The organism is Vibrio sp. R15-SG3-ISO1B (assembly GCF_059833835.1).
In genome coordinates, this window is the sequence record NZ_JCBDGG010000006.1 from 25724 (window position 1) to 48165 (window position 22442).

The window sequence follows — 22442 nt, forward strand, 5'->3', positions numbered from 1 at the left end:
CATGCCTTTTGAGCCTATGATGACGGCGGTCATCGAAACGTCACTCAATACTCTCATTCAAGATGATCCTGATCTGGTGCGTCGACTGGCGCGACTCAAAGGTCAGGTCATTCAAGTGCACCTAAAAGAGTTCGATAAGCGCTTAACCTTCGTTTTCAGTCAACAAGTCGATGTGTTAGCCCACTACGAAGGCACCCCCGATTGCACCTTATCCCTCAATGTGTCGGTATTACCTGAGCTGAAAGATCAATCCAATATCACCAAACTCATCAAGCAGGATAAGTTGGAGCTGGATGGCGACATCCAACTGGCGCAGAGCTTTTCGCAATTGATCACCCAATGCAAACCCGATATTGAAGAGTGGATCTCGCGTGTCACCGGAGACGTTGTGGCGCACACCTTAGTGCAAGGCGTGACGCAGATTGGCCAGTTCGCCCGCACTCAGCTTCGTCACCAGCAAGATTACCTTGCGCAAGTGGTCACCGAAGAGTGGCGTTTGGCGCCGCCGCCGTTAGAAGTGGCGCATTTCTGCGATCAAGTGGATGAGATCAAGAGCCAAGCGGCGCGAGTGGAAGCGAAACTGAATCAACTACTGGAGCGAGTATGACGTTAGCGGAGCTAAAACGCCTCTACCGCATCATCAAGGTGCAGCTCGAATATGGATTGGATGAGCTAGCGCCCAATCATCAACTCGCCAAAGCGCCGTTATTGGCACGAAAGGGTCTGTTTTGGATTCGTAATCAGCATCCGGACAAAACCTTAGGCGAGCGACTGCGTCTCGCACTGCAAGAACTTGGACCGGTGTGGATCAAGTTTGGCCAGATGATGTCCACTCGACGCGATCTATTTCCTCCTCATATCGCCGATCCTCTTGCCCTATTGCAAGATCAAGTGTCCCCCTTTGACGGCCAACTGGCTAAGCAGACCATCGAACAGGCATTGGGCGGTCCAATCGAAACCTGGTTTGACGAGTTTGATATTGAGCCGCTGGCGTCCGCATCGATTGCACAGGTGCACACGGCGAAACTCAAGTCGACGCAACAAGAAGTGGTGCTAAAAGTCATTCGGCCCGATATTCGACCGGTGATCGATGCCGATCTTAAACTCATGTACCGTATGGCGCGCATTGTCGCCAAGATGATGCCAGAGGCAAGACGCCTCAAACCCGTCGAGGTGGTGCGCGAGTACGAGAAAACCTTGCTCGATGAGCTGGACTTGCGCCGAGAAGCGGCGAATGCCATCCAGCTGAGACGTAACTTCGACAACAGTGAATCGCTGTACGTGCCTGAAGTTTTTACTGATTTCAGTAATAAAACTGTCATGGTTTCTGAGCGAATATATGGCATCCAAGTGTCGGACATCGAGGGCTTGGTCGCCAATGGCACCAACATGAAGCTGCTGGCCGAGCGTGGGGTCAGCGTGTTTTTCACTCAGGTCTTCCGCGACAGTTTTTTCCATGCGGACATGCACCCGGGTAACGTCTTTGTTGAACGTGAGCACCCAGAGAATCCGCGTTGGATCGGGTTAGATTGTGGCATTGTTGGCACACTCAATAGCGAAGACAAACGCTATCTTGCGGAAAACTTTCTGGCGTTTTTCAATCGAGACTATCGCCGCGTCGCCGAATTGCATGTCGAGTCGGGATGGGTTCCACGTGAAACCAATATTGATGAGTTTGAATTTGCCATTCGCATCGTGTGTGAGCCGATTTTCGCCAAACCTCTGTGTGAGATCTCGTTTGGTCATGTGTTGTTGAACCTATTTAACACCGCAAGACGCTTCCATATGGAAGTGCAACCTCAGTTGGTGTTGTTGCAAAAGACGCTGCTGTATGTGGAAGGACTGGGTCGTCAACTCTACCCTCAGTTGGATCTGTGGGAGACGGCCAAACCGTTCCTCGAAGAGTGGATGATGAACCAAGTCGGGCCAAAAGCGGTGATCAATGCGGTGAAAGATCGCGCGCCGTTTTGGGCGGAAAAGCTGCCAGAGTTGCCAGAGCTTCTCTACGACAGCCTGCGCCAAGGCAAGATGATGAATCAGCGTATCGATCAACTCTATCAAGGGTATCGTCAGTCGAAGCGTCAGCAAGCGACAGGGAAATTTTTGTTTGGTGTTGGCGCAACATTAGTCGTATGCTCGGCAATATTGGTCAACACTCCGTATGAGCAACTGTCTATGGTCAGCGCCTTAGGTGGCGTCACATTTTGGTTGCTTAGTTGGCGAGCTTACCGTCGTTAGGCGGTAAACTTAAGAATTCAACAGTTAGACCCGAGGTAAAAAGAATGGGTGGTATTAGTATTTGGCAACTGCTTATCATTGCGGTGATTGTGGTACTTCTATTTGGTACGAAGAAACTGCGTGGCATTGGTGGCGATTTAGGTAGTGCGGTAAAAGGCTTTAAGAAAGCGATGAACGACGAAGAGCCTGCAAAGAAAGACGCCGACTTTGAGCCAAAAAACATCGAGCAACAGCAGAAAACAGACGCCACTGCTGACACTAAAAAAGACAAAGAGCAGGCATAACTCGTGTTTGATATCGGTTTCTGGGAACTGGTATTGATCTCTGTGGTGGGGCTGGTAGTTCTCGGCCCAGAGCGATTGCCGCATGCGATTCGCAGTGTCACTCGCTTTGTCGGTGCGGCCAAGAACATGGCGAACAACGTCAAAGACGAATTGTCCCATGAGCTCAAGGTGCAAGAGCTGCAAGAGAATTTGCGTAAAGCTGAGCAGATGGGCATGGAAGATCTCTCGCCAGAGTTGAAATCCTCCGTTGACCAGTTAAAGCAAGCCGCGCAAGACGTGCAGCGCCCTTATGCCAAGAAAAGCGACGAGCCTGCCAAGACTGAGCCATCTGAAGAGGCAGCGTCAAAAGCGCCTTCCGCCGACGCCACAGAGTCTTTGCATGTTGCCCCGGCTACAACAGATAAAAAGCCTGAGTAGTTCACCACTCTGATTATTGAGGGGCAGCCAATCGCTGCTCCTTTTGATTCCCAATAGTTGAGGTCTTCATGTCTTCTGTTGAGCAGACACAACCTTTGATTAGCCACCTTCTCGAACTGAGAAACCGCTTGCTGCGCGCACTCGTGGCGGTATTGGTGGTGTTTGTTGGTTTGATTTACTTTGCCAACGACATTTACGAATTTGTCTCAGCGCCTTTGGTGGAGCGCCTGCCTGAAGGGGCGACGATGATCGCCACCGATGTGGCGTCGCCGTTTTTTACTCCGCTCAAACTCACCCTAATTGCATCCATCTTTATTGCGGTGCCTTTCATCTTGTACCAAGTGTGGGCGTTTGTGGCGCCGGGTCTTTACAAGCATGAACGTCGATTGATCATGCCGCTGATGTTCTCCAGCTCACTGCTGTTTTACTGTGGTGTGGCGTTTGCGTACTTTGTCGTGTTCCCGTTAGTGTTTGGCTTCTTTACTGCGATTTCACTCGGTGGCGTTGAGTTTGCGACGGATATTTCCAGCTATCTGGATTTCGTGTTAGCTCTCTTCTTGGCTTTTGGTATCGCCTTTGAAGTGCCCGTTGCGATCATCTTGCTGTGTTGGACGGGCGCAACCAATCCTAAAAGCCTCAGCGAGAAGCGCCCGTATATTGTGGTCGGCGCGTTTGTGGTGGGGATGATGCTGACACCGCCAGACATGATTTCTCAGACCTTGCTCGCCATACCCATGTGTTTGTTGTTTGAAGTCGGCCTGTTTTTCGCCCGTTTTTATGTTCGCAAAGAGAATGAACAGAGCGAGTAGTCGCTGATATGGAAAAGGCTTGCCGATGGGCAAGCCTTTTTTATAGAGTCCAATTTCTTGGTACTAAAGATTCGAGGGGAACACGCGTTGCTCGCTATAGCCTAAACAAGGCCTTGGCATTGTCGGTAGTAATTGCGTCTACTTCCTCGACCGAGATATCGCGAAGGCTGGCGACACGCTGCGCAACCAAATGGGTGTAGGCAGGCTCATTGCGCTTACCGCGATGAGGCACAGGTGCGAGGTAAGGGCAGTCGGTTTCCAGAATCACTTTACTCATATCCAAATATGGGATGACGTTATCCATCCCACCATTTTTAAAGGTGGAGACGCCACCAAGGCCAAGGTGAAAACCCAACTCATTAATTGCCTTGGCTTCCTCGAGACTACCGCCAAAACAGTGAAAAACCCCGCTGAGGGAACCGTCTTGCTCTTTTTCAAGCAGAGTGAGGGTCTCTTGTATGGAGTCACGCGTGTGAATCACCACCGGTAGATCCATTGCTTTGGCCCATTGCAGTTGCGTGACAAACGCGTATTCTTGTTCGGCGCGATAGGTTTTGTCCCAATAGAGATCGATGCCAATTTCGCCTACGGCGATGAACGCATGTTGACTAAACCAGGCATGAATTTGCGCAAGGGTTTGCTCAACATTGCCATCGACGTAGCAAGGGTGGAGCCCCATCATCGAGCGGCATACATCGGGAAACTGACGCTCCGTGGCCAACATAGGGCCAATAGAATCAAGGTCGATGTTAGGTAATAAGATGCGGTCTATGCCTTGTTCCAATGCGCGGGCCACCACGGCGTCACGATCGCCATCAAACTCACTGGCGTAGATATGGGCATGGGTGTCGATCATAGGATGTGTCTCTGGATAAAACGTCAATGGAGCCAGTATACCTGTCTGAGTAGAAGATGCAGCAAATGGCGCCAATCTGCCTAGGTCGTATTTTGCGTGATTTTTTCGCCTTGTTGGCTGGTGCAAGAGAGCGGGAGTGATATGATGCGACACAAGCACTTTCACCACACAAGGAGAATCGAGTGTCAGTTTCTATCCAAGGTCAGTTTCCTGGCCGTCGCATGCGTCGTATGCGTAAGCATGATTTCAGTCGTCGCCTTATGGCAGAAAATCAACTCTCAGTGAATGATCTGATTTATCCCATGTTTATTTTGATGGGTAAAGATCGCCGCGAAACTGTCGATTCGATGCCGGGTATTGAGCGTCTTTCCATTGATTTAATGTTAGAAGAGGCGCAATACCTCGCGCAACTTGGTGTTCCTGCCATTGCGCTGTTCCCTGTGGTAAACCAAGATGCCAAAAGCTTGTGCGCGGCAGAAGCGTACAACCCAGAGGGCTTAGTTCAGCGTGCCGTACGTTCGCTCAAAGAGCATGTGCCAGAGATGGGGGTGATCACCGATGTGGCCCTCGACCCGTTCACCACCCACGGTCAAGATGGCATCATTGATGACGAAGGTTACGTACTCAATGATGAAACCACTAAGGTATTGGTCAAGCAGGCATTATCGCACGCCGAAGCAGGGGCGGATGTGGTCGCGCCTTCTGACATGATGGATGGCCGCATTGGTGCGATTCGTGAAGCACTAGAGCAAGCGGGTCACATCAATACCCAAATCATGGCCTATTCGGCGAAATACGCCTCTTGTTACTACGGCCCGTTCCGCGATGCGGTCGGCTCGGCGAGTAACCTTAAAGGTGGCAACAAAAAGAACTACCAAATGGATCCGGCCAACAGTGATGAAGCCATTCATGAAGTGGCGATGGACATCAACGAAGGCGCCGATATGGTGATGGTGAAGCCGGGCATGCCGTATCTGGATGTGGTTCGCCGAGTGAAATCTGAGTTGCAAGTGCCGACGTTTGCTTATCAAGTTTCCGGTGAATACGCGATGCACAAAGCGGCGTTTGCCAATGGCTGGCTTAAAGAACGCGACACTGTGATGGAATCCCTACTGTGCTTTAAACGGGCGGGGGCCGATGGCATTTTGACCTACTTTGCTAAAGATGTGGCGCAATGGTTGGCGCAGGAGCAGGCGCAAGCGGCGACGTTTTTAAAGCAAGAGTAAGCGAAGCGACAATACTGAGGTCGGCGCATGCCGGCCTTTTTCTTTTTAACCTAACCCAGAGAAGAGATCGCAATGAGTGTGCAGTATCGAGAAGGCACGTTAGAAGAGTGTGTCGAGGTGGTCAACCAAATCAATGAATTTGCTCAAAAGGAAACGGTTGAGAGCTTGGCGGCGAGATTGAAAGGGCGCCGTTACTTGATTCAAGTGGCGCAAGAAGGGGAGCAGTTGCTCGGTTTCAAAATTGGCTACGAGCTCGATGCTGAGACATTCTACAGCTGGTTTGGCGGCGTATCGCCGTTAGCGCGCAATAAAGGCGTGGCGCAAACGCTGCTCGACGTACAAGAGGCGTGGGTGGCGAAGCAGGGCTATCTGCGCTTGAAAGTGAAATCTCGCAACCAATTTCCAGCCATGCTGAGATTGCTATTGCGCAATGGCTATCTGATCGAACACTTTGAAGAAAAAGCACCATTAATCGAGTCGCGCATTCATTTTGTAAAGACGATGTAATCTGTCATAAAAATTAAATGAGATTTTTTCTCATTTAACTATTGACGGGATAAATGAGAATGGTTATTGTTTATCTCGTCTTAGGGAATGAGGGAAGTTCACAAGGACGTGGTAGAACCGGATTCGATATGGAAAAGGTGATGCCAGACTCTAACGAACTTGCACACGTTTCTTTTGACACGACATTGCTCACATTGCTTCCAGTGTAATTTATAGCTTTACGGCAAAGTGTGATTCGCATGAACATGCTTTGACCTTTTCTGCTAGGCGACATCCTCACGATGTCGCTTTTTTTATGCCCGTCATTTGAGGTGAATAAAAGGACACCAGGTGTCTTTTCCACAGTTGAAGATCTCAAAAAGATCGATCCTTGCATGATCGATCTTGGTTGTTTTTGTTGTATTACAATGGTTTAAGATCTTACTTAGCATCATTTTGTCAAATTTCACATCGCAGTGGAAAATAGTATAAACAGACTTATCCACAGCGTGAGCAAGAGAAGAGGCGATCACCAACAAGCGGTGTGATCGCGATTCCTCGACAGAACATGGATTCACTGCTTGAGTCATGGCATCCTAAGCAGAAATTTGGACAGGCAGATAACAAACTATGGCTCGTATCCCAGACAACCCTTTGATCTTAATTGATGGCTCTTCTTACCTTTATCGCGCATTTCATGCTTACCCCGGCACGATGAGTAACGGGGAGATCCCAACCAACGCCGTTTATGGTGTGGTGAACATGCTGCGCAGTATGATGCGTCAATTTGCCAGTGATCGTATCGCGGTGGTCTTTGATGCGAAAGGCAAAACGTTTCGGGATGATCTGTACGCCGAGTACAAGGCCAATCGTCCGCCTATGCCCGATGATCTGCGTTGCCAAATCGAGCCTTTGCACAATGTGATTCGTGCTATGGGGCTTCCTTTAATTTGTGTGCCGGGCGTGGAAGCGGATGACGTGATCGGTACGCTGGCGCATCAAGCGTCTCAAGCGGGTATGCCGGTGTTGATCAGCACCGGTGATAAAGACATGGCTCAGCTGGTGGATGACAACGTGACCCTCATCAACACCATGACTAACGTGGTGATGGACAGAGAAGGGGTGGTGGAGAAGTTCGGAATTGGCCCTGAGCTGATTATCGACTACCTCGCGCTGATGGGCGATAAAGTCGATAACATTCCTGGTGTCCCTGGCGTGGGCGACAAAACCGCGACGGCTTTGCTGCAAGGCATTGGGGGGTTAGACAAGCTGTACCAACAGTTGGATGACATTGCCGCGCTCGGATTCCGTGGTTCGAAAACCATGGCGAAAAAGCTGCTGGATAACAAAGACAATGCCTACCTTTCCTACGAGCTGGCGACGATTAAGCTCGACGTCGAGCTCGAAGAGAGTTTAGACGCGTTGGTGAAGTCTGTGCCGAATAAGGATGAGCTGGTCAAACTCTATGGAGAACTGGCGTTTAAATCTTGGCTCAATGAGCTGCTCGAAGGCGGTACGGGCGTTGTGGAAGCGAACGAAAAATCCGGGCAACGTGAAATCAGCTCATCAGCCAAAGCGCCGGAGCTCAATGTCGCCGCGGCGAGCATCGATCGCAGTCAGTATGAAACCATTTTGGATGAAGCGCAGTTCGCCAAATGGCTAGACGCTCTACGCGAAGCCAAGGTGTTTGCGTTCGATACGGAAACCGACAGCCTCGATTACATGGTGGCGAATTTAGTGGGTGTCTCTTTTGCGACCGAAGAAGGTGTCGCGGCGTATGTGCCTGTCGCGCATGACTATCTTGATGCGCCGGCTCAGCTTGACCGAGATTGGGTACTCGCGCAGCTCAAGCCTTTACTCGAAGATGAATCGCAAGCCAAAGTTGGCCAGAACTTAAAATACGATGCGAGTGTGCTGGCGCGTTATGGCATCGACATGAAAGGCATCAAACATGACACCATGTTGGCGTCTTATGTCTACAACAGTGTCGGCGGTAAGCATGACATGGATAGCCTCGCGCTGCGCTTTTTGCAACACAGCTGCATCTCGTTTGAGCAGATCGCGGGTAAAGGCAAAAAGCAGCTGACGTTTAACCAAATTGAACTGGACCAAGCGGCGCCTTATGCCGCAGAAGATGCGGATGTCACCTTGCGTCTGCACAATCGCTTGATGGAAAACATCGAGCAAGACGACAAGCTAAAGTCGGTCTATGAAACCATCGAGATGCCGCTCGTGGCTGTCCTATCGCGGATTGAGCGCACCGGTGTCTTGATTGATGACATGAAGCTGGCTGCGCAATCTCAAGAGATCGCAAAGCGTCTTGATGAGCTTGAACAAAAAGCTTATGAGGTGGCAGAGCAAGAGTTCAATATGAACTCACCTAAACAGCTGCAAGCGATTCTGTTTGAGAAAATGGGATTACCTGTAGTGAAGAAGACACCATCGGGTACACCATCGACCAACGAAGAGGTGTTGCAAGAGCTTGCGCTGGATTATCCACTGCCGAAGCTAATCTTAGAGTATCGCGGTTTGGCGAAGCTTAAATCGACCTACACCGATAAGCTGCCTAAGATGATCAATCCTGAAACGGGCCGAGTACACACCTCGTACCATCAAGCTGTCACGGCGACAGGGCGTTTGTCTTCAACCGATCCGAACTTACAAAACATCCCGATTCGTAACGAAGAGGGACGCCGTATTCGCCAAGCGTTCGTTGCGCCGCACGGCTACAAAATCATGGCGGTCGACTACTCGCAAATTGAACTGCGCATTATGGCGCACTTGTCAGGCGATAAAGCATTACTCGATGCCTTCCAACAAGGTAAAGACATCCACGCCGCGACCGCCGCTGAAATCATTGGCGTCGATATCGAGCAAGTGACCAGTGAGCAGCGTCGCCGAGCGAAAGCGGTCAACTTTGGCCTGATCTATGGGATGAGTGCCTTTGGTCTCGCCAAGCAGCTAGGGATCCCTCGTGGTGAAGCGCAGCAATACATGGATACCTATTTCGAGCGCTACCCAGGCGTTATGCAGTATATGGAAGACACGCGCAGCACGGCGGCTGAGCTGGGCTATGTGGAAACCTTGTTTGGTCGACGCTTGCACCTTCCTGAGATCACATCACGCAACGGTATGCGCCGAAAAGCAGCAGAGCGTGCCGCGATCAATGCACCAATGCAGGGCACGGCGGCGGACATCATCAAGAAAGCGATGCTGGTTGTCGATGAGTGGATTCAAAACGAAGGCCAAGGCCGAGTGAAATTATTGATGCAAGTGCATGATGAACTGGTGTTTGAGGTCGAAGAGTCATCGTTAGCCGAAATTGAAAGTAAAGTACAAGAATTGATGGAATCGGCTGCACAATTAGATGTCCCTCTGATCGCTGAAGTGGGGCATGGTGACAACTGGGATCAGGCACACTAAGCATAATTTGCACTAAATTGGTGAAATAAGTTGAGTCAGCGCACAAACGCTGACTTTTTTTTGCCTCTAAATAAGATCCGGCATAGCCATATCAAATGTTGCTTAATAAAACTTTAATGAAAAAAAATTACAAAAAAGGTTTCACTTTCTGACCAATTGTTGTACATTAAGAGGCGTAGGGTACAGAGGTAAGATGTTCTATCTTTCAGACCTTTTGTTTCACGTTATTGGATTAGGCTGATTCAGCCGCCCCAGTCAGTTTTTGACTGGGGCGTTTTTTATTGTGCGAAAGAAAAGTCCAAACAATTCAGCATCCTGCCTAAAAGCACGCCTTATTCGCTATTCCATTCACTTGGCTCATCGCCTGTCAGTTGATTTCATTCGTTTTGTTTTCTTTTCATCAAATGTAGCAAAACACCAATCACACTTTGGTTATTTTGACTCAGAAATCATGTGTGTGGGTGTGCATATTTTTCGTTGTGTTTGTTTCTAAGTGATTGTAATTATATGGATAGTTGGTGTTTTATTTGCGCTGTGACTTCAGTAGTAGGGCGATTGCATTTTAGCGGGCTTGGCTTATGCTAGGCGCATAATAATTATTACCAGTTATTTCTCTCCCGTTTCCCCGCCAGGATGGTGGGGATTTTTGTTTCTGGCGTTAACGTTTTTATTGTTTCGCTGGCGAACGAATCGCACCTCACGTTCAGCGCTTCTATTGAGACAGAAAAAAGGCCCTATCGATTGATAGAGCCTATTCGTTGGATATGTCATTGGATATGAGTGGGATGAACGCTTTAGGCGTTTGGATCTGACGGTTGTTCGTCGGCTGACTCGTCAGCGGAGGTCGCTTCCCCTTCTGCGAGCACCTCAAGCGCACTCTCGGCAAAGGCTGGGGCAAACCACTCATCGAGTTTATTGCGCAGCACATCGACGCCCAGTCCTTTTAATGAGGAGAAGGCGGCGACGCTGACATCACCACCAAAGCCAAGGGCGGCTTCGCGGATCTTCAATACGGCCGCTTTACGCGCGCCACTTTTCAGTTTGTCCGCTTTGGTCAACAACACTTGGACAGGAATGCCGCAATCGACCGCCCAGTAGATCAGTTGTTGGTCGAGATCTTTCATTGGGTGACGAATATCCATCAGTACCACTAACCCTTTCAAGCATTGACGCTTTTGTAGGTATTCACCGAGGGATTTCTGCCACTTTTTTTTCATCTCAAGTGGGACTTGGGCAAAACCATAGCCCGGCAAGTCGACAATGTGACAACCGTCTGCAACCTTAAATAGGTTAATCAGCTGAGTACGGCCTGGTGTTTTACTCGTCTTTGCCAAGCTCTTTTGGTTGGTCAGTCGATTGAGCGAGCTGGACTTGCCCGCATTGGAACGTCCTGCGAACGCAACTTCGATGCCTTCATCTTCTGGCATATGACGAATATCAGGTGCACTGGTGATGAAATGCGTGTTTTGATAATGAATTTTTACGCTCACTGTTAACTCCATCTCGACTTTGTGTAGTCGATTGATTACTTTTTTGTGAAATTGTGTAAAATAACCGTGCTCGGCATAAGGTCGCCTATTGTACCATGAGTGGCAACGCAGAGTGGTACTGGAAGCTTGATAATTATAATGGAATGTCATGAAGAAATTAGCGCTAATCTTGAGTCTTTTAGCCAGCTGCTCTGTGTGGGCCCAAGGCAGCATCGAAGCTGGTAAAGCAAAATCTCAAACGTGTGTTGCCTGCCATGGTGCTGATGGCAACAGTCAACTCGCCATGTACCCGAAATTGGCAGGTCAGCATGCTAAATATATCGAAAAGCAGCTAAAAGATCTGAAACTGGGTATGACCAGCAATGGCCAGCAAGGCCGTATGGACCCTGTGATGAGTGGCATGGCGATGCCATTGTCAGAGCAGGACATGCAAGATCTTGCGGCGTACTACGCTTCTCTGCCTATTTCGCACAACACCACACCTGAAAATGTGGTGGAGAAAGGCAAAACCCTTTACACCGCTGGCGATGCAGAGCGCGGTTTGACGGCGTGTATCGCATGTCACGGCCCGCGTGGTAACGGTACTGAACTGTCTGGATTCCCTAAGATCTCCGGTCAGCACGCCGATTACATTAAATCCCAATTACTAAAATTCCGTGACGGCACACGCGCCAATGACATGAATGCCATGATGCGTGATATTGCGAAAAAGTTAACGGATGATGATATCGAAACCCTATCCAAATACGTAGGCGGTCTGCACTGATCACCTCAGCCTGTTCGAGCATCGCAGTAGAGAAACAGCCCAAGCCGATCGGTTTGGGCTGTTTCGTTTGAGCTCGATCACACCCCGTTTTTCTGCTCGATACGCCATCTCGCTATCGATGTTGTGAGACATTGGCTATATCGAATGACGCAATTCAGACGGACAATTCGCTAACCTAATGAAAAATAAAGAGTGGAAAACAAGAGCGAAAAAAAAGTGCAATAAAAGTCTGAGCCGGATTGTCTGAGCGAATCATTGGGGTAAAGTGAACACATCGGCAGGGTGCTGAATCAGGATTATAGACCAAGATGGTCTCCACGGATGCGAGTAACGGAAACTCGGCAGTTGATATGGAAAGGGTAGGCAGGATGCCTGCTGGATAAGGATGATCGACTTGTCTGATGGTTTAGACAGCGAAAGGGATCAGGCTCAGGATGAGCTCAGTGACGGGACGTCGCCAACGGAAAGCCAAAATTCACTCGGACAGTGAAAAACAACACCTTTTGCAGGGAAAGCACCAAAAACAAAAGGACATTTGATGCATTGATATCGATGCAACACAGTTTCGCCGTCAGGCATTTAGAAAGCGATAGGGTTCCTATCGCTTTTTTTATCTCTTCTACATCGCGACATATTCGCCATTTCTTTTCTTTCACTCATAGAGAATATTTTCATCAATTGATGGGAATTTGTACAATAGCCCTCCACTCTAGGTCGAGTTTCTGGTATGTTTCGCATCCCTGTTTGAGGATGTCATTATGGAACCTTGTCCCCTTTGTCACAGTGTGGATACCCACGCGTATGTTTCTGATAAACGTCGTGACTATTTACAGTGCGCGCAGTGCCAGTTGGTGTTTGTACCGGCTTTGCAAAGGTTGGATGCGGCGACAGAAAAAGCCCACTATGATCAACATGAGAACTCGCCCAGCGATGTCGGTTACCGACGCTTTTTATCGCGCGTGGTTGACCCCATGTTACACAGAGTGGCGCCCCATTCTCACGGGTTAGATTTTGGTTGTGGCCCTGGCCCGACATTGTCATTGATGATGGAGGAGCAGGGACACACGATGAGTGTGTATGATCTCTACTATTATCCAGATGTGACGGTATTAGAGAGACAATACGACTTCATCACCTCCACCGAAGTGATCGAGCATTTGTATCAGCCCGACATCGTGTGGAAGCAATGGTTAAATTTGGTTAAGCCTGGTGGCTGGATAGGGTTGATGACGAAGATGGTCATCGATGTCGACGCGTTTGCAAACTGGCACTACAAGAATGATCCCACCCACGTGATCTTCTTTAGTCGTGCGACGTTTGCCTACTTGGCAGAGCGGGATCAGCTCGAGCTAGAATTTATTGGAAATGATGTAATTTTACTGAGGAAACCCCAGTAATGAGCCGTAGTAAAAAAGCCCGATCAGGTGGCAATGGTGACCTGATTGTCGTTCGTAATCGTACGGAGTCTGATGTTGAAGGACGTCTACGTAAGAAAGACAAAAAACGCAAAGGTCTAAAGACCGGTAACCGTAACTCAGAAGCCAAGCAAGCGAAGCAGCACACTTCGGGCGGTACGCGTGACCCACGTTTGGGCAGCAAAAAGAAGATTCCGCTGATTGTGGATGCGCCGAAAAAGCAGACCAAAGCGCAGCGCCGTCTCAATGCGGAGCAAGAGCTGGAGATGCTGGAAAACGACGCGCAGTTGAACGTGTTGCTTGACCGTCTCGATAACGGTGAGAGTTTAGGCGCCGGTCTACAGAAATACGTCGATGAGAAGCTAGAGCGCATCGAAGTGCTGATGAAGCAACTTGGTCTCTACCAAGAAGACGACGAGATGGACGACGACGCAGAGCAAGAGAGTGAACCTGTTGTGCCTGCGAGTAAAAAATCGAGCAAGAAATTGGCCACCGATGATGAACTTCTCTCGCAGTTCGAAGACTTGGATTTAAACCAATTTAAAGGATAACACGCCCAATGAATGTCACCTTGTTAGCCATCGCTGGAGGCGCTGTCATTCTCGGCCTCGCTTCCTACGCAGGGTACCTTTTGCTACAACTGAAAAAGCAAAAGGCTTTGCAACTGCACCATCAAAAGCTGGCGATCGACAAGCGCAACGCGAATATCTTTGAGAGTGTCAGCACCTTGTGTTTAGCAGGCATCCAGGGCCAATGCGATTTATCAGAAATCAGCATTCGCCTCTACAACATTATGGATTACGTCCAAGGGGAATCGCGCGTCGACTTTGACAGTGAGTACCCAGCGACCTCTGAGCTTTACCATATTGTCAAAGAGATGGCTCGTGGTGACGAGCGTCAAGCCTTACCGAAAAAAGAACGCATGAAGCAAAATTTAGAGCGACACAAAGCAGAATCCCGTCTTGAAGACGCGATTGTGGCTGAGTTAACTCGTTTGCAAAAGCACGTTCAACCTTTGAATAACCAGATCAATATTCAGACGATCGGCTAATTCGCACCTCGATCACCCCAAAGTGGCAGTGATCGAGGTATCAAAACTGAGCATTGCTGCTCAAAATTCCTCGTGCCGCTCTACGGGTTGCCAACTTGTATGGCAAAATAGCGGGCCATAATAAGACGTCTCTTTTTTGCTAGAGCCAAGCTCAGTCATGGCCTATAGCCCAAACGGAATATCATCATGTCGCAGCCAGTTGTCGCCAGTCAGCAAATCGTGTGGGACCAAGCGGTTCTTGATAAGTACAACTATTCGGGTCCTCGCTACACCTCATACCCCACCGCGCTGGAGTTTCATGAGGCCTTTACCATCTCGGATTACGATATGGCGTGTACTGAGTACCCTCAGCGTCCTCTCTCGCTTTATATCCACATCCCGTTTTGTCATAAGCTGTGCTACTACTGCGGCTGCAACAAGGTCATTACCCGCCACTCGCACAAGGCCGATGAGTACTTGGATGTGCTGGAGCTTGAGATCCGCACTCGTGCGTCGTTACTCCATGAACGCAAAGTCACCCAACTGCACTTTGGTGGCGGAACGCCAACCTTCTTAAGCAAGGAGCAAGTGAGCCGTTTGATGGCGATTTTGCGCGCCGAATTCTATTTCGACACTGACGCGGAAATCAGTATTGAGGTTGATCCACGCGAAATTGAGCTCGACATGCTGGATCACCTACGCAGCGAAGGCTTCAACCGCTTGAGTATCGGCGTGCAAGACTTCAACAAAGAGGTGCAACAGCTCGTCAATCGAGAGCAAGATGAAGAGTTCATCGTCGCCATGGTTGAGCGTGCCAAGCAATTGGGTTTCCGTTCCACCAACCTAGACTTGATTTATGGCTTGCCCAAGCAAACCCAAGTCTCGTTTGCTAAGACTCTTGAGCAAGTGTTGAAGATGCAGCCGGGGCGTTTGTCCGTCTTTAACTACGCCCACATGCCGAGCCTTTTTGCCGCGCAGCGTAAAATCAAAGATGACGATCTGCCTGCAGCCCAAGAGAAGATGGCGATTTTGCAAGACACCATCGCCACTTTGACCGGCGCTGGCTATCAGTTCATTGGTATGGATCACTTTGCGCTGCCAGATGATGAGCTTGCGGTGGCGCAGCGCCGCGGTGAGCTGCATCGCAACTTCCAAGGCTACACCACTCAAGGTGATTGTGACTTGGTTGGTTTTGGCGTGTCAGCCATCTCCATGATTGGTGACGCTTACGCGCAAAATCAGAAAGAGTTGAAAAAGTACTACGCACAAGTCAGTGGCCAGCGCCATGCCTTATGGAAAGGTGTGGTCCTTGATAGTGATGACTTACTTCGACGTGAAGTGATTAAGCAACTGATCTGTAATTTCTCTCTCGATATCCGCGCTATTGAGCAAGGCTTTAACGTCACGTTTGATGAGTACTTCAAGCAAGATTTGCAATTGCTGCAAACCTTCATCGATGATGGCTTGGTGGAGAAAGACGCCACCTCGATTCAGGTGACCCTGCGTGGTCGATTGCTGATCCGCAACATTTGCATGTGTTTTGACAAATACCTAAGAGCCAAAGCGCGTCAGCAGCAATTCTCACGGGTGATTTAAACGCTTCGACGGCAACGAGAGATAGTCAGGGGATGCCCAGTTCGCCCTTGATAAGACAGACTATCAGTAGAGAGATAAGCGCAGCGTTATGTCGCGCTTTTGTTTATATTGGAGCAGGGTAGGTATGGTCATTAGGGCGCAATATAAGTCGCTTGTGCCACCTCCCACAATGCCTTAACCAATGGGTTATCCAACTGCGATCGTTTGCAGCACACACCGAGTTTAAACGGTTCAATCGACGCCACTTTTAAGCGCTGAATCTTCTCTTTGACTGGGCTGTTGTTGATCACCACATCCGGCGCAATCCCCACACCACAGCCTAACGCTACCATACTGACGATCGCTTCATGCCCCGACACTTGCGCGTAGATATTGGGCTTAATCTTCATCGCTTTAAACCAGGCGTTCGCCCGATCTCTTGCCGTGCCAGACTCTGGGACAATAAAGGGGATGTTGGCCCAATCCGGTTTGTCTTGGCCAAGCGAGTGGGCAAAGTGACTCACGCCGGTTGGCGCGATCACTGATAGAGGGATTTCGCTGATGGTTTCAAACTCGACTCGCGCTGGCAGTTGTTCGGGGAAGGCAGAAATCGCCACGTCCACGTCATCATTGATGATCTTGTCAATCGCTTGTGCAGGATCGCCAGTGGAGAGCTTAAATTCAATAAACGGATGTTGGAGACGAAATTCAGACAAGAGATCAGGCAGATGGCTGTAGCTTGCGGTCACAGAGCAAAAAAGACGGATCTCGCCGCGTAACTCCGCGTCCTGCCCTTTAAGCTGCGCTCGGTACGTCTGCCATTCGCCTTGAATTGACAGCGCAACCGGCAGCAGTTTTTTTGCCGCAGGGGTGAGCTCTACACTTCGGTTGTCTCGCACGAACAGCGTTTGACCGGTATCCGCTTCCAGTTTTTGAATTTGTCGACTGAGCGCTGATGGGCTGATGTGCATCGCGCTGGCGGTTTTGGCAAAGCTTTGGCTGTCGCACAAATGGATAAACAGCTGGAGACTTTTGATATTCATAAAACCGTCATTTCCTTGTTGCATTAATTGCAATTACTAATTGTGAATATATCACTTTAGGCAATTAAATACCTGCTTTAGTATGGACTCATTCGGTGCCAAGCCACCGACCGATACGGAAAAATTCTATAAAGGAGCGCCACATGGCTAACTATTTCAATACTTTGAACTTACGTGAGCAACTAGACCAATTGGGTCGTTGTCGTTTTATGGACCGCAGCGAATTCGCATCAGAAGCGGATTACCTAAAAGGGAAAAAAGTGGTCATCGTGGGTTGTGGTGCTCAAGGTCTTAACCAAGGCTTGAACATGCGTGATTCTGGTCTGGATGTGGCTTACGCATTGCGTCAAGCGGCGATCGACGAGCAGCGTCAATCGTTCAAAAATGCAAAAGACAACGGCTTTGAAGTGGGCAGCTACGAAACACTGATCCCTCAAGCAGACTTAGTGATTAACCTAACACCAGACAAGCAGCACACCAACGTTGTAGAAACGGTTATGCCTTTGATGAAGCAAGGCGCGGCACTGGGTTACTCTCACGGCTTTAACGTGGTGGAAGAGGGCATGCAGATCCGTGAAGACCTGACGGTTGTCATGGTGGCGCCTAAGTGTCCAGGTACCGAAGTCCGTGAAGAATACAAGCGTGGCTTTGGTGTGCCTACCCTGATTGCGGTTCACCCAGAAAACGACCCGAAAGGTGAAGGTTGGGACATCGCCAAAGCATGGGCGGCCGGTACAGGCGGTCACCGCGCAGGCTGTCTAGAGTCTTCATTTGTTGCTGAAGTAAAATCGGATCTGATGGGTGAGCAGACCATTCTATGTGGCATGCTGCAAGCGGGTTCTATCGTCTGCTACGAGAAAATGATCGCCGACGGTATCGATCCTGGTTACGCAGGTAAACTGCTGCAATACGGTTGGGAAACCATCACGGAAGCACTCAAGTTTGGTGGCATCACGCACATGATGGATCGCCTCTCTAACCCGGCTAAGGTCAAAGCGTTTGAGCTTTCTGAAGAGCTAAAAGAGTTGATGCGTCCGCTGTACAACAAGCACATGGATGACATCATCTCTGGTCACTTCTCTAGCACCATGATGGCAGACTGGGCGAACGATGACGTTAACCTACTAGGCTGGCGTGCAGAGACCGGTGAAACGGCATTCGAAAATTACCCAGAAACTGACGTTGAGATCTCTGAACAAGAGTACTTCGACAACGGTATTTTGATGGTGGCTATGGTGCGCGCTGGGGTAGAGCTGGCATTCGAAGCGATGACGGCTTCTGGCATTATCGACGAATCGGCGTACTACGAGTCGCTGCATGAGCTACCATTAATTGCGAACACCATTGCTCGTAAACGTCTGTACGAAATGAACGTTGTTATCTCTGATACGGCAGAATACGGCAACTACTTGTTTGCGAACGTAGCGACGCCGCTACTGCGCGAGAAGTTTATGCCAGCGGTGAACACCGATGTGATTGGTAAAGGCCTAGGTGAGACATCGAACCAAGTGGACAACGCGACGCTTATCGCAGTGAATGAAACCATTCGCAACCACCCGGTTGAGTACATCGGTGAAGAGCTGCGTGGTTACATGACAGACATGAAACGCATCGCGGTTGGCGGCTAATCACTGCAATTTTCACTGCGTCATCGGCTTAGGCGAGTTTGGCGCAGTCAATAAACTCCAGGCAGACTGGGGTGATAAATACAAAATAAAACACGACATCTAATAAAAAGGCTTGGTCAGTAGACCAAGCCTTTTGTTTTTCTTTCGTACGCGATTCCACTCGAGAGTGGGCACTGAGCCGATTACTTGTCGGCCAGTTTGGCTTCAAGCTCTGCGAGCTTTTGTTCCATTTCCGTTAGCTTTTGACGCGTGCGCAGTAGAACTTGCGTTTGAACATCAAACTCTTCACGGCTAACCACATCAAGCTTGTTGAGTTGGCCTTGAATTACTTGGCGTACTTTTTGGTCAACGTCCGCGCCGAGCTCTTTAACAGGGGCGGGCATAGAGTCATGAATTTGTTTGGCAATTTGTTCCAGTTTCTTTGGGTCAAACATGTGGCAACTACTCCTATTATTCTTGTCTGTATTCTACGTAATCGGACGGGGAAAGTCGTCAAGTGTTGCGTAAAAAGCGTGCGCGCGTGGGTGGAATAGCAATAGTTGGTCGAACAGCAATAAAAGTCGAATAACGATAAACGTCGAATCACAATAAAAAAGGCCACCGAAGTGACCTTTTGATATTGAATGAGGGCGTGTGCGTTTTATGACGACTGCTGCGCGGCGCGCTGCTCATCTTCACGCGCTAACGCCTCGAGTTCGTCATCTTCAACAAACACCGGTAGAGGCTTGTGCTGCTCAGCCAGGTAGCTGTAGATCACTGGCAGTACGAACAGAGTAAACAGCGTACCAATCGCCAAACCAGAGACAATCACGATACCGATACTAAAGCGCTGCGCCGCGCCAGCGCCAGTGGCGTACATCAGTGGAATCAAACCAGCAATCATCGCCGCCGTTGTCATCAAGATCGGACGCAGACGCACTTTCGCCGCTTCCATCACCGCTTCAGTTTTGCTCAGTTTATTGTGCAGCTGCTCTTCTTTGGCAACCTCACAAATCAAGATACCGTGCTTGGTGATAAGACCAACCAAGGTGATCAAACCGACTTGTGAGTAGATGTTCATCGATGCCGCGCCCCAGGCAAGGGCGATTAAGGCGCCACAAATGGCGAGCGGAACCGAGACCATGATAACCAGCGGATCTTTTACGGACTCAAACTGAATCGCCAATACCAAGAAGATGATCGCCAACGCCAAACCAAAGGTGGCGTATAGCGCGCTGCCTTCTGTCACGTACTGACGAGCTTCACCCATGTAGTCATGGTTGTAACCGCTTGGCAATTTATTCACTGCGGTCTCTTCAAACCAAGCAATTGCATCGCCCATCGCGGTACCCGGAGCCGGAACGGCGCCGATGGTGGCCGAGTTAAGCTGGTTGAAGTGTGGCAGCGAGCGAGGCTCAGCAATCACATCAATGGTGATGAGGCTACCTAGAGGTACGGCTTTGCCATCCGCGGCGCGTACATAGTAGTTGTTCATCGATTCTGGGTTGAGACGCCATTTACGCTCGACCTGAGGGATCACTTCGTACGAGCGGCCATTGAGGTCGATACGGTTGACGTAACCATCGGCCATCATGGTGCTCAATGTGATACCGATGTCTTGCATGGTCACACCGTAGGCACCGGCTTTGTCTTTGTCGATGTTGATTTTCATCGTCGCTGAATCGTAGTTTAGATCCAGGTTCGAGTAGACGAACATCGGGTTCGATTGCACCGTGAGCAAGATGTCAGACGCGATGGTAAACAAGCTTTCAAATGCATTAGGTGTGGTGATTACGAACTGAATCGGCAGACCTGAACCCGCACCTGGCAACTCAGGCATCTGGAATGCCGTGACCGCCATACCCGGAACATTTGACACCAGTCCACTCACTCGGTTGGTGACTTCCGCTTGGCTTGCTTCGCGCTCACTCCAAGGCACCATTGATGCAATACCAAACGCTTGGTTGGAGTTAGGGACACCAGTAAACACCTGCGCGTACGCCACTTCCGGTTGATCCGATAAGATGGTGTTGACGTCGTTCATGGTGTTTTGCATGTAGTCGAGGTTGGCATTCGATGACGCCGTGCCTAGCAGCATGATCACGCCCTTGTCTTCCGACGGAGCCAACTCACTTGGGATGAACTTAAACAGCATCGGCAAGCTAGCAAACACAATCAGTGCAAAGGCAATCACGACAGGACGACGCTGCATGACCGCACCGAGCATACGTGAGTAGCGGTTGGTCATACGATCCAATACGTGATGCACTTTTTGCTCAAACTTGTTGGGCTCTTCATTAGCCTTAAACATTTTTGAACACATCATTGGCGACAAGGTTAGCGCGACGATACCCGAGACAAAGACCGAACCGGCAAGGGTAAGGGCAAACTCTTTAAACAGCGAACCCGTGATGCCACCCATCAAGGCGATCGGAGCGTATACCGCGCCGAGGGTCAGCGTCATTGCAATGACAGGTACAGCAATTTCGCGGGTACCAATGATGGCCGCGCGAAACGGCGATTCGCCAAGCTTGATATGGCGGTCAACGTTTTCCAGTACGACAATCGCATCATCCACCACCAAACCGATGGCCAATACCATCGCGAGTAGCGTCATCAAGTTCCACGAGAAGCCCATCGCCTGCATCACCATCGCAACACCAATCAGTGACAGCGGGATGGTGACAATCGGGATAAGAACCGCGCGGAAAGAGCCTAAGAAAAGGGTGATAACGACCAATACAATCAGCGCCGCTTCAACGATAGTCTTGATGACTTCGCTGATGGACTCATTGATCGCGATGGTGGAGTCGTACATCACGTTCATCTTGATGGTGCTTGGCAAGTTACGCTCAAGTTGAGGCAACAGATCTAGCACGTCGGCGGCAATGTTGATCGGGTTAGCACTTGGCGCGGCGTTGATCGCGGCTACCACGGCTTCTTGCCCGTTGGCACTGGCGCGATAGGTGTCATGACTCTTTTCAAGCGTCACTTTCGCGATGTCACTTAAACGGGTCACATCCCCTTCATCCGAGCTAACAACAAGATTCTCTAGTTCCGCGACATTCGACACCTGCGTATCGGCACTGCCGTTGTACAGCACGAATTCACCAATCGCTTGACCGGTGGCAGATTGATAGTTGTTGGCATTGAGCACGCTCATCACATCGGTAGCGGTCAGGCCAAGCGCGGCCATTTTCGCTGGATCCAACCAGACGCGTAGGGCGTATTTCATCCCACCGTACAAGTCGATTTTCGATACGCCATTGACGGTAAAGAGCTGCGGGTTGACCACTCGCTCTAGGTAGTCGGTAATTTGGCTCGATGAGAGCTCATCACTGGTAAAGCCAATATACAGCACCGCAGTGGTGGAGCCCGTCGACATGGTCACCGTGGGATCTTCCGCCTCGCCGGGGAGTTGCGAGCGAACCGAGTTGGTTTTCGCCAACACGTCCGATAGCGCCGCGTTAGGATCGGTATTGAGCTTCATGTTGACCGTAATCGTCGACTGACCCAGCACCGATTGTGAGGTCATATAGTCGATGTTATCGGCCTGAGCGACCGCTTGTTCCAGAGGCTGAGTAATAAAGCCTTGGATCAAATCGGCACTGGCACCGTAGTAGCTGGTGGTGACCGTCACCACCGTATTCGTCATTTCAGGGTATTCACGAACTTGCATTTTGAACACCGCTTGCAGACCAAGCAGGGCAATCAAAAAGCTGATCGATACCGCTAAAACTGGACGTTTTATGAAAACATCAGTAAAGCGCATGAATC

At 49.9% G+C, this 22442-nt stretch carries 20 protein-coding genes; 15 read left to right on the forward strand and 5 right to left on the reverse strand.

The features are described from left to right. Nucleotide 1 precedes the first annotated feature (1 nt). The 5 genes from AC6R0S_RS02025 (at nucleotide 2) to tatC (ending at nucleotide 3748) form a co-directional block, all read left to right on the forward strand. Nucleotides 2-607, forward strand: coding sequence for a ubiquinone biosynthesis accessory factor UbiJ (locus AC6R0S_RS02025; RefSeq protein WP_500637115.1), 606 nt, complete (start codon nucleotides 2-4; stop codon nucleotides 605-607). Continuing rightward, nucleotides 604-2238, forward strand: a complete 1635-nt coding sequence (gene ubiB, locus AC6R0S_RS02030; RefSeq protein WP_500637116.1) for a ubiquinone biosynthesis regulatory protein kinase UbiB — start codon at nucleotides 604-606, stop codon at nucleotides 2236-2238. Before AC6R0S_RS02025 ends, ubiB begins: the two co-directional genes overlap by 4 nt. Before the next feature lie 44 nt (nucleotides 2239-2282). Further along, nucleotides 2283-2522 carry a Sec-independent protein translocase subunit TatA gene (gene tatA, locus AC6R0S_RS02035; protein ID WP_334555437.1) on the forward strand — a complete coding sequence of 80 codons (240 nt, stop codon included), beginning with the start codon at nucleotides 2283-2285 and terminating at the stop codon, nucleotides 2520-2522. Between the two features lie 3 nt (nucleotides 2523-2525). Beyond that, complete coding sequence (gene tatB, locus AC6R0S_RS02040) at nucleotides 2526-2939, forward strand: Sec-independent protein translocase protein TatB (RefSeq protein WP_500637117.1); 414 nt, start codon at nucleotides 2526-2528, stop codon at nucleotides 2937-2939. 68 nt (nucleotides 2940-3007) lie between these two features. Then, nucleotides 3008-3748 (forward strand): twin-arginine translocase subunit TatC, encoded by a 741-nt coding sequence (tatC, locus tag AC6R0S_RS02045; protein ID WP_500637118.1) that lies wholly within the window; start codon nucleotides 3008-3010, stop codon nucleotides 3746-3748. A 94-nt stretch (nucleotides 3749-3842) separates the two neighbouring features. Here tatC and AC6R0S_RS02050 read toward each other — a convergent pair whose 3' ends face one another. After that, the gene (locus tag AC6R0S_RS02050) at nucleotides 3843-4604 is read right to left on the reverse strand and encodes a TatD family hydrolase (protein ID WP_500637119.1); all 762 of its coding nucleotides are present in this window, start codon (nucleotides 4602-4604) and stop codon (nucleotides 3843-3845) included. 182 nt (nucleotides 4605-4786) lie between these two features. Here AC6R0S_RS02050 and hemB point away from each other — a divergent pair, with 182 nt between their 5' ends. The 4 genes from hemB (at nucleotide 4787) to spfP (ending at nucleotide 9980) form a co-directional block, all read left to right on the forward strand. Beyond that, nucleotides 4787-5830: a porphobilinogen synthase gene (gene hemB / locus AC6R0S_RS02055; protein ID WP_334555441.1), complete on the forward strand. Its 1044-nt coding sequence runs from the start codon at nucleotides 4787-4789 to the stop codon at nucleotides 5828-5830. A 72-nt stretch (nucleotides 5831-5902) separates the two neighbouring features. Next, complete coding sequence (locus tag AC6R0S_RS02060) at nucleotides 5903-6337, forward strand: GNAT family N-acetyltransferase (protein WP_334555442.1); 435 nt, start codon at nucleotides 5903-5905, stop codon at nucleotides 6335-6337. A gap of 609 nt (nucleotides 6338-6946) precedes the next feature. Continuing rightward, nucleotides 6947-9739 (forward strand): DNA polymerase I, encoded by a 2793-nt coding sequence (polA, locus tag AC6R0S_RS02065; protein WP_500637120.1) that lies wholly within the window; start codon nucleotides 6947-6949, stop codon nucleotides 9737-9739. Between the two features lie 193 nt (nucleotides 9740-9932). Next, entirely contained in the window at nucleotides 9933-9980 is a 48-nt protein-coding gene (gene spfP / locus AC6R0S_RS02070; RefSeq protein ID WP_438356636.1) for a small protein SpfP, read from the forward strand. A gap of 553 nt (nucleotides 9981-10533) precedes the next feature. Here spfP and yihA read toward each other — a convergent pair. Continuing rightward, complete coding sequence (gene yihA, locus AC6R0S_RS02075; protein WP_500637121.1) at nucleotides 10534-11229, reverse strand: ribosome biogenesis GTP-binding protein YihA/YsxC; 696 nt, start codon at nucleotides 11227-11229, stop codon at nucleotides 10534-10536. Nucleotides 11230-11377: 148 nt separating this feature from the next. Between yihA and AC6R0S_RS02080 the strand changes: the two genes are divergently transcribed. The 5 genes from AC6R0S_RS02080 (at nucleotide 11378) to hemN (ending at nucleotide 16036) form a co-directional block, all read left to right on the forward strand. Next, nucleotides 11378-11995 (forward strand): c-type cytochrome, encoded by a 618-nt coding sequence (locus tag AC6R0S_RS02080; protein WP_334555445.1) that lies wholly within the window; start codon nucleotides 11378-11380, stop codon nucleotides 11993-11995. Between the two features lie 758 nt (nucleotides 11996-12753). Then, nucleotides 12754-13392 carry a class I SAM-dependent methyltransferase gene (locus tag AC6R0S_RS02085; protein ID WP_500637122.1) on the forward strand — a complete coding sequence of 213 codons (639 nt, stop codon included), beginning with the start codon at nucleotides 12754-12756 and terminating at the stop codon, nucleotides 13390-13392. Beyond that, complete coding sequence (gene yihI, locus AC6R0S_RS02090; protein ID WP_500630174.1) at nucleotides 13392-13961, forward strand: Der GTPase-activating protein YihI; 570 nt, start codon at nucleotides 13392-13394, stop codon at nucleotides 13959-13961. Before AC6R0S_RS02085 ends, yihI begins: the two co-directional genes overlap by 1 nt. Before the next feature lie 8 nt (nucleotides 13962-13969). Further along, nucleotides 13970-14461 (forward strand): DUF2489 domain-containing protein, encoded by a 492-nt coding sequence (locus AC6R0S_RS02095; RefSeq protein WP_487902700.1) that lies wholly within the window; start codon nucleotides 13970-13972, stop codon nucleotides 14459-14461. 186 nt (nucleotides 14462-14647) lie between these two features. Next, nucleotides 14648-16036, forward strand: coding sequence for an oxygen-independent coproporphyrinogen III oxidase (gene hemN / locus AC6R0S_RS02100; RefSeq protein ID WP_500637123.1), 1389 nt, complete (start codon nucleotides 14648-14650; stop codon nucleotides 16034-16036). A gap of 131 nt (nucleotides 16037-16167) precedes the next feature. Here the strand turns inward: hemN and ilvY are convergent, their stop codons facing one another. Next, nucleotides 16168-17058, reverse strand: a complete 891-nt coding sequence (gene ilvY / locus AC6R0S_RS02105; RefSeq protein ID WP_334555450.1) for an HTH-type transcriptional activator IlvY — start codon at nucleotides 17056-17058, stop codon at nucleotides 16168-16170. 143 nt (nucleotides 17059-17201) lie between these two features. Between ilvY and ilvC the strand changes: the two genes are divergently transcribed. Next, nucleotides 17202-18686, forward strand: a complete 1485-nt coding sequence (ilvC, locus tag AC6R0S_RS02110; RefSeq protein WP_500625332.1) for a ketol-acid reductoisomerase — start codon at nucleotides 17202-17204, stop codon at nucleotides 18684-18686. Nucleotides 18687-18868: 182 nt separating this feature from the next. Here ilvC and ubiK read toward each other — a convergent pair whose 3' ends face one another. Together ubiK and AC6R0S_RS02120 are read right to left on the reverse strand one after the other, a co-directional pair. After that, nucleotides 18869-19120: a ubiquinone biosynthesis accessory factor UbiK gene (gene ubiK / locus AC6R0S_RS02115; protein ID WP_334555452.1), complete on the reverse strand. Its 252-nt coding sequence runs from the start codon at nucleotides 19118-19120 to the stop codon at nucleotides 18869-18871. 206 nt (nucleotides 19121-19326) lie between these two features. Then, nucleotides 19327-22437: a multidrug efflux RND transporter permease subunit gene (locus AC6R0S_RS02120; RefSeq protein ID WP_500630176.1), complete on the reverse strand. Its 3111-nt coding sequence runs from the start codon at nucleotides 22435-22437 to the stop codon at nucleotides 19327-19329. Nucleotides 22438-22442 lie beyond the last annotated feature (5 nt).

What these genes read in the sequence shown, in the direction of transcription:
- AC6R0S_RS02025 (WP_500637115.1), top strand. Translation starts at nt 2, where the DNA reads ATGCCTTTTGAGCCTATGATGACGGCGGTCATCGAAACGTCACTCAAT.
- ubiB (WP_500637116.1), top strand. Translation starts at nt 604, where the DNA reads ATGACGTTAGCGGAGCTAAAACGCCTCTACCGCATCATCAAGGTGCAG.
- tatA (WP_334555437.1), top strand. Translation starts at nt 2,283, where the DNA reads ATGGGTGGTATTAGTATTTGGCAACTGCTTATCATTGCGGTGATTGTG.
- tatC (WP_500637118.1), top strand. Translation starts at nt 3,008, where the DNA reads ATGTCTTCTGTTGAGCAGACACAACCTTTGATTAGCCACCTTCTCGAA.
- AC6R0S_RS02050 (WP_500637119.1), bottom strand. Translation starts at nt 4,604, where the DNA reads ATGATCGACACCCATGCCCATATCTACGCCAGTGAGTTTGATGGCGAT.
- AC6R0S_RS02060 (WP_334555442.1), top strand. Translation starts at nt 5,903, where the DNA reads ATGAGTGTGCAGTATCGAGAAGGCACGTTAGAAGAGTGTGTCGAGGTG.
- polA (WP_500637120.1), top strand. Translation starts at nt 6,947, where the DNA reads ATGGCTCGTATCCCAGACAACCCTTTGATCTTAATTGATGGCTCTTCT.
- AC6R0S_RS02080 (WP_334555445.1), top strand. Translation starts at nt 11,378, where the DNA reads ATGAAGAAATTAGCGCTAATCTTGAGTCTTTTAGCCAGCTGCTCTGTG.
- AC6R0S_RS02085 (WP_500637122.1), top strand. Translation starts at nt 12,754, where the DNA reads ATGGAACCTTGTCCCCTTTGTCACAGTGTGGATACCCACGCGTATGTT.
- yihI (WP_500630174.1), top strand. Translation starts at nt 13,392, where the DNA reads ATGAGCCGTAGTAAAAAAGCCCGATCAGGTGGCAATGGTGACCTGATT.
- AC6R0S_RS02095 (WP_487902700.1), top strand. Translation starts at nt 13,970, where the DNA reads ATGAATGTCACCTTGTTAGCCATCGCTGGAGGCGCTGTCATTCTCGGC.
- hemN (WP_500637123.1), top strand. Translation starts at nt 14,648, where the DNA reads ATGTCGCAGCCAGTTGTCGCCAGTCAGCAAATCGTGTGGGACCAAGCG.
- ilvY (WP_334555450.1), bottom strand. Translation starts at nt 17,058, where the DNA reads ATGAATATCAAAAGTCTCCAGCTGTTTATCCATTTGTGCGACAGCCAA.
- ilvC (WP_500625332.1), top strand. Translation starts at nt 17,202, where the DNA reads ATGGCTAACTATTTCAATACTTTGAACTTACGTGAGCAACTAGACCAA.
- ubiK (WP_334555452.1), bottom strand. Translation starts at nt 19,120, where the DNA reads ATGTTTGACCCAAAGAAACTGGAACAAATTGCCAAACAAATTCATGAC.
- AC6R0S_RS02120 (WP_500630176.1), bottom strand. Translation starts at nt 22,437, where the DNA reads ATGCGCTTTACTGATGTTTTCATAAAACGTCCAGTTTTAGCGGTATCG.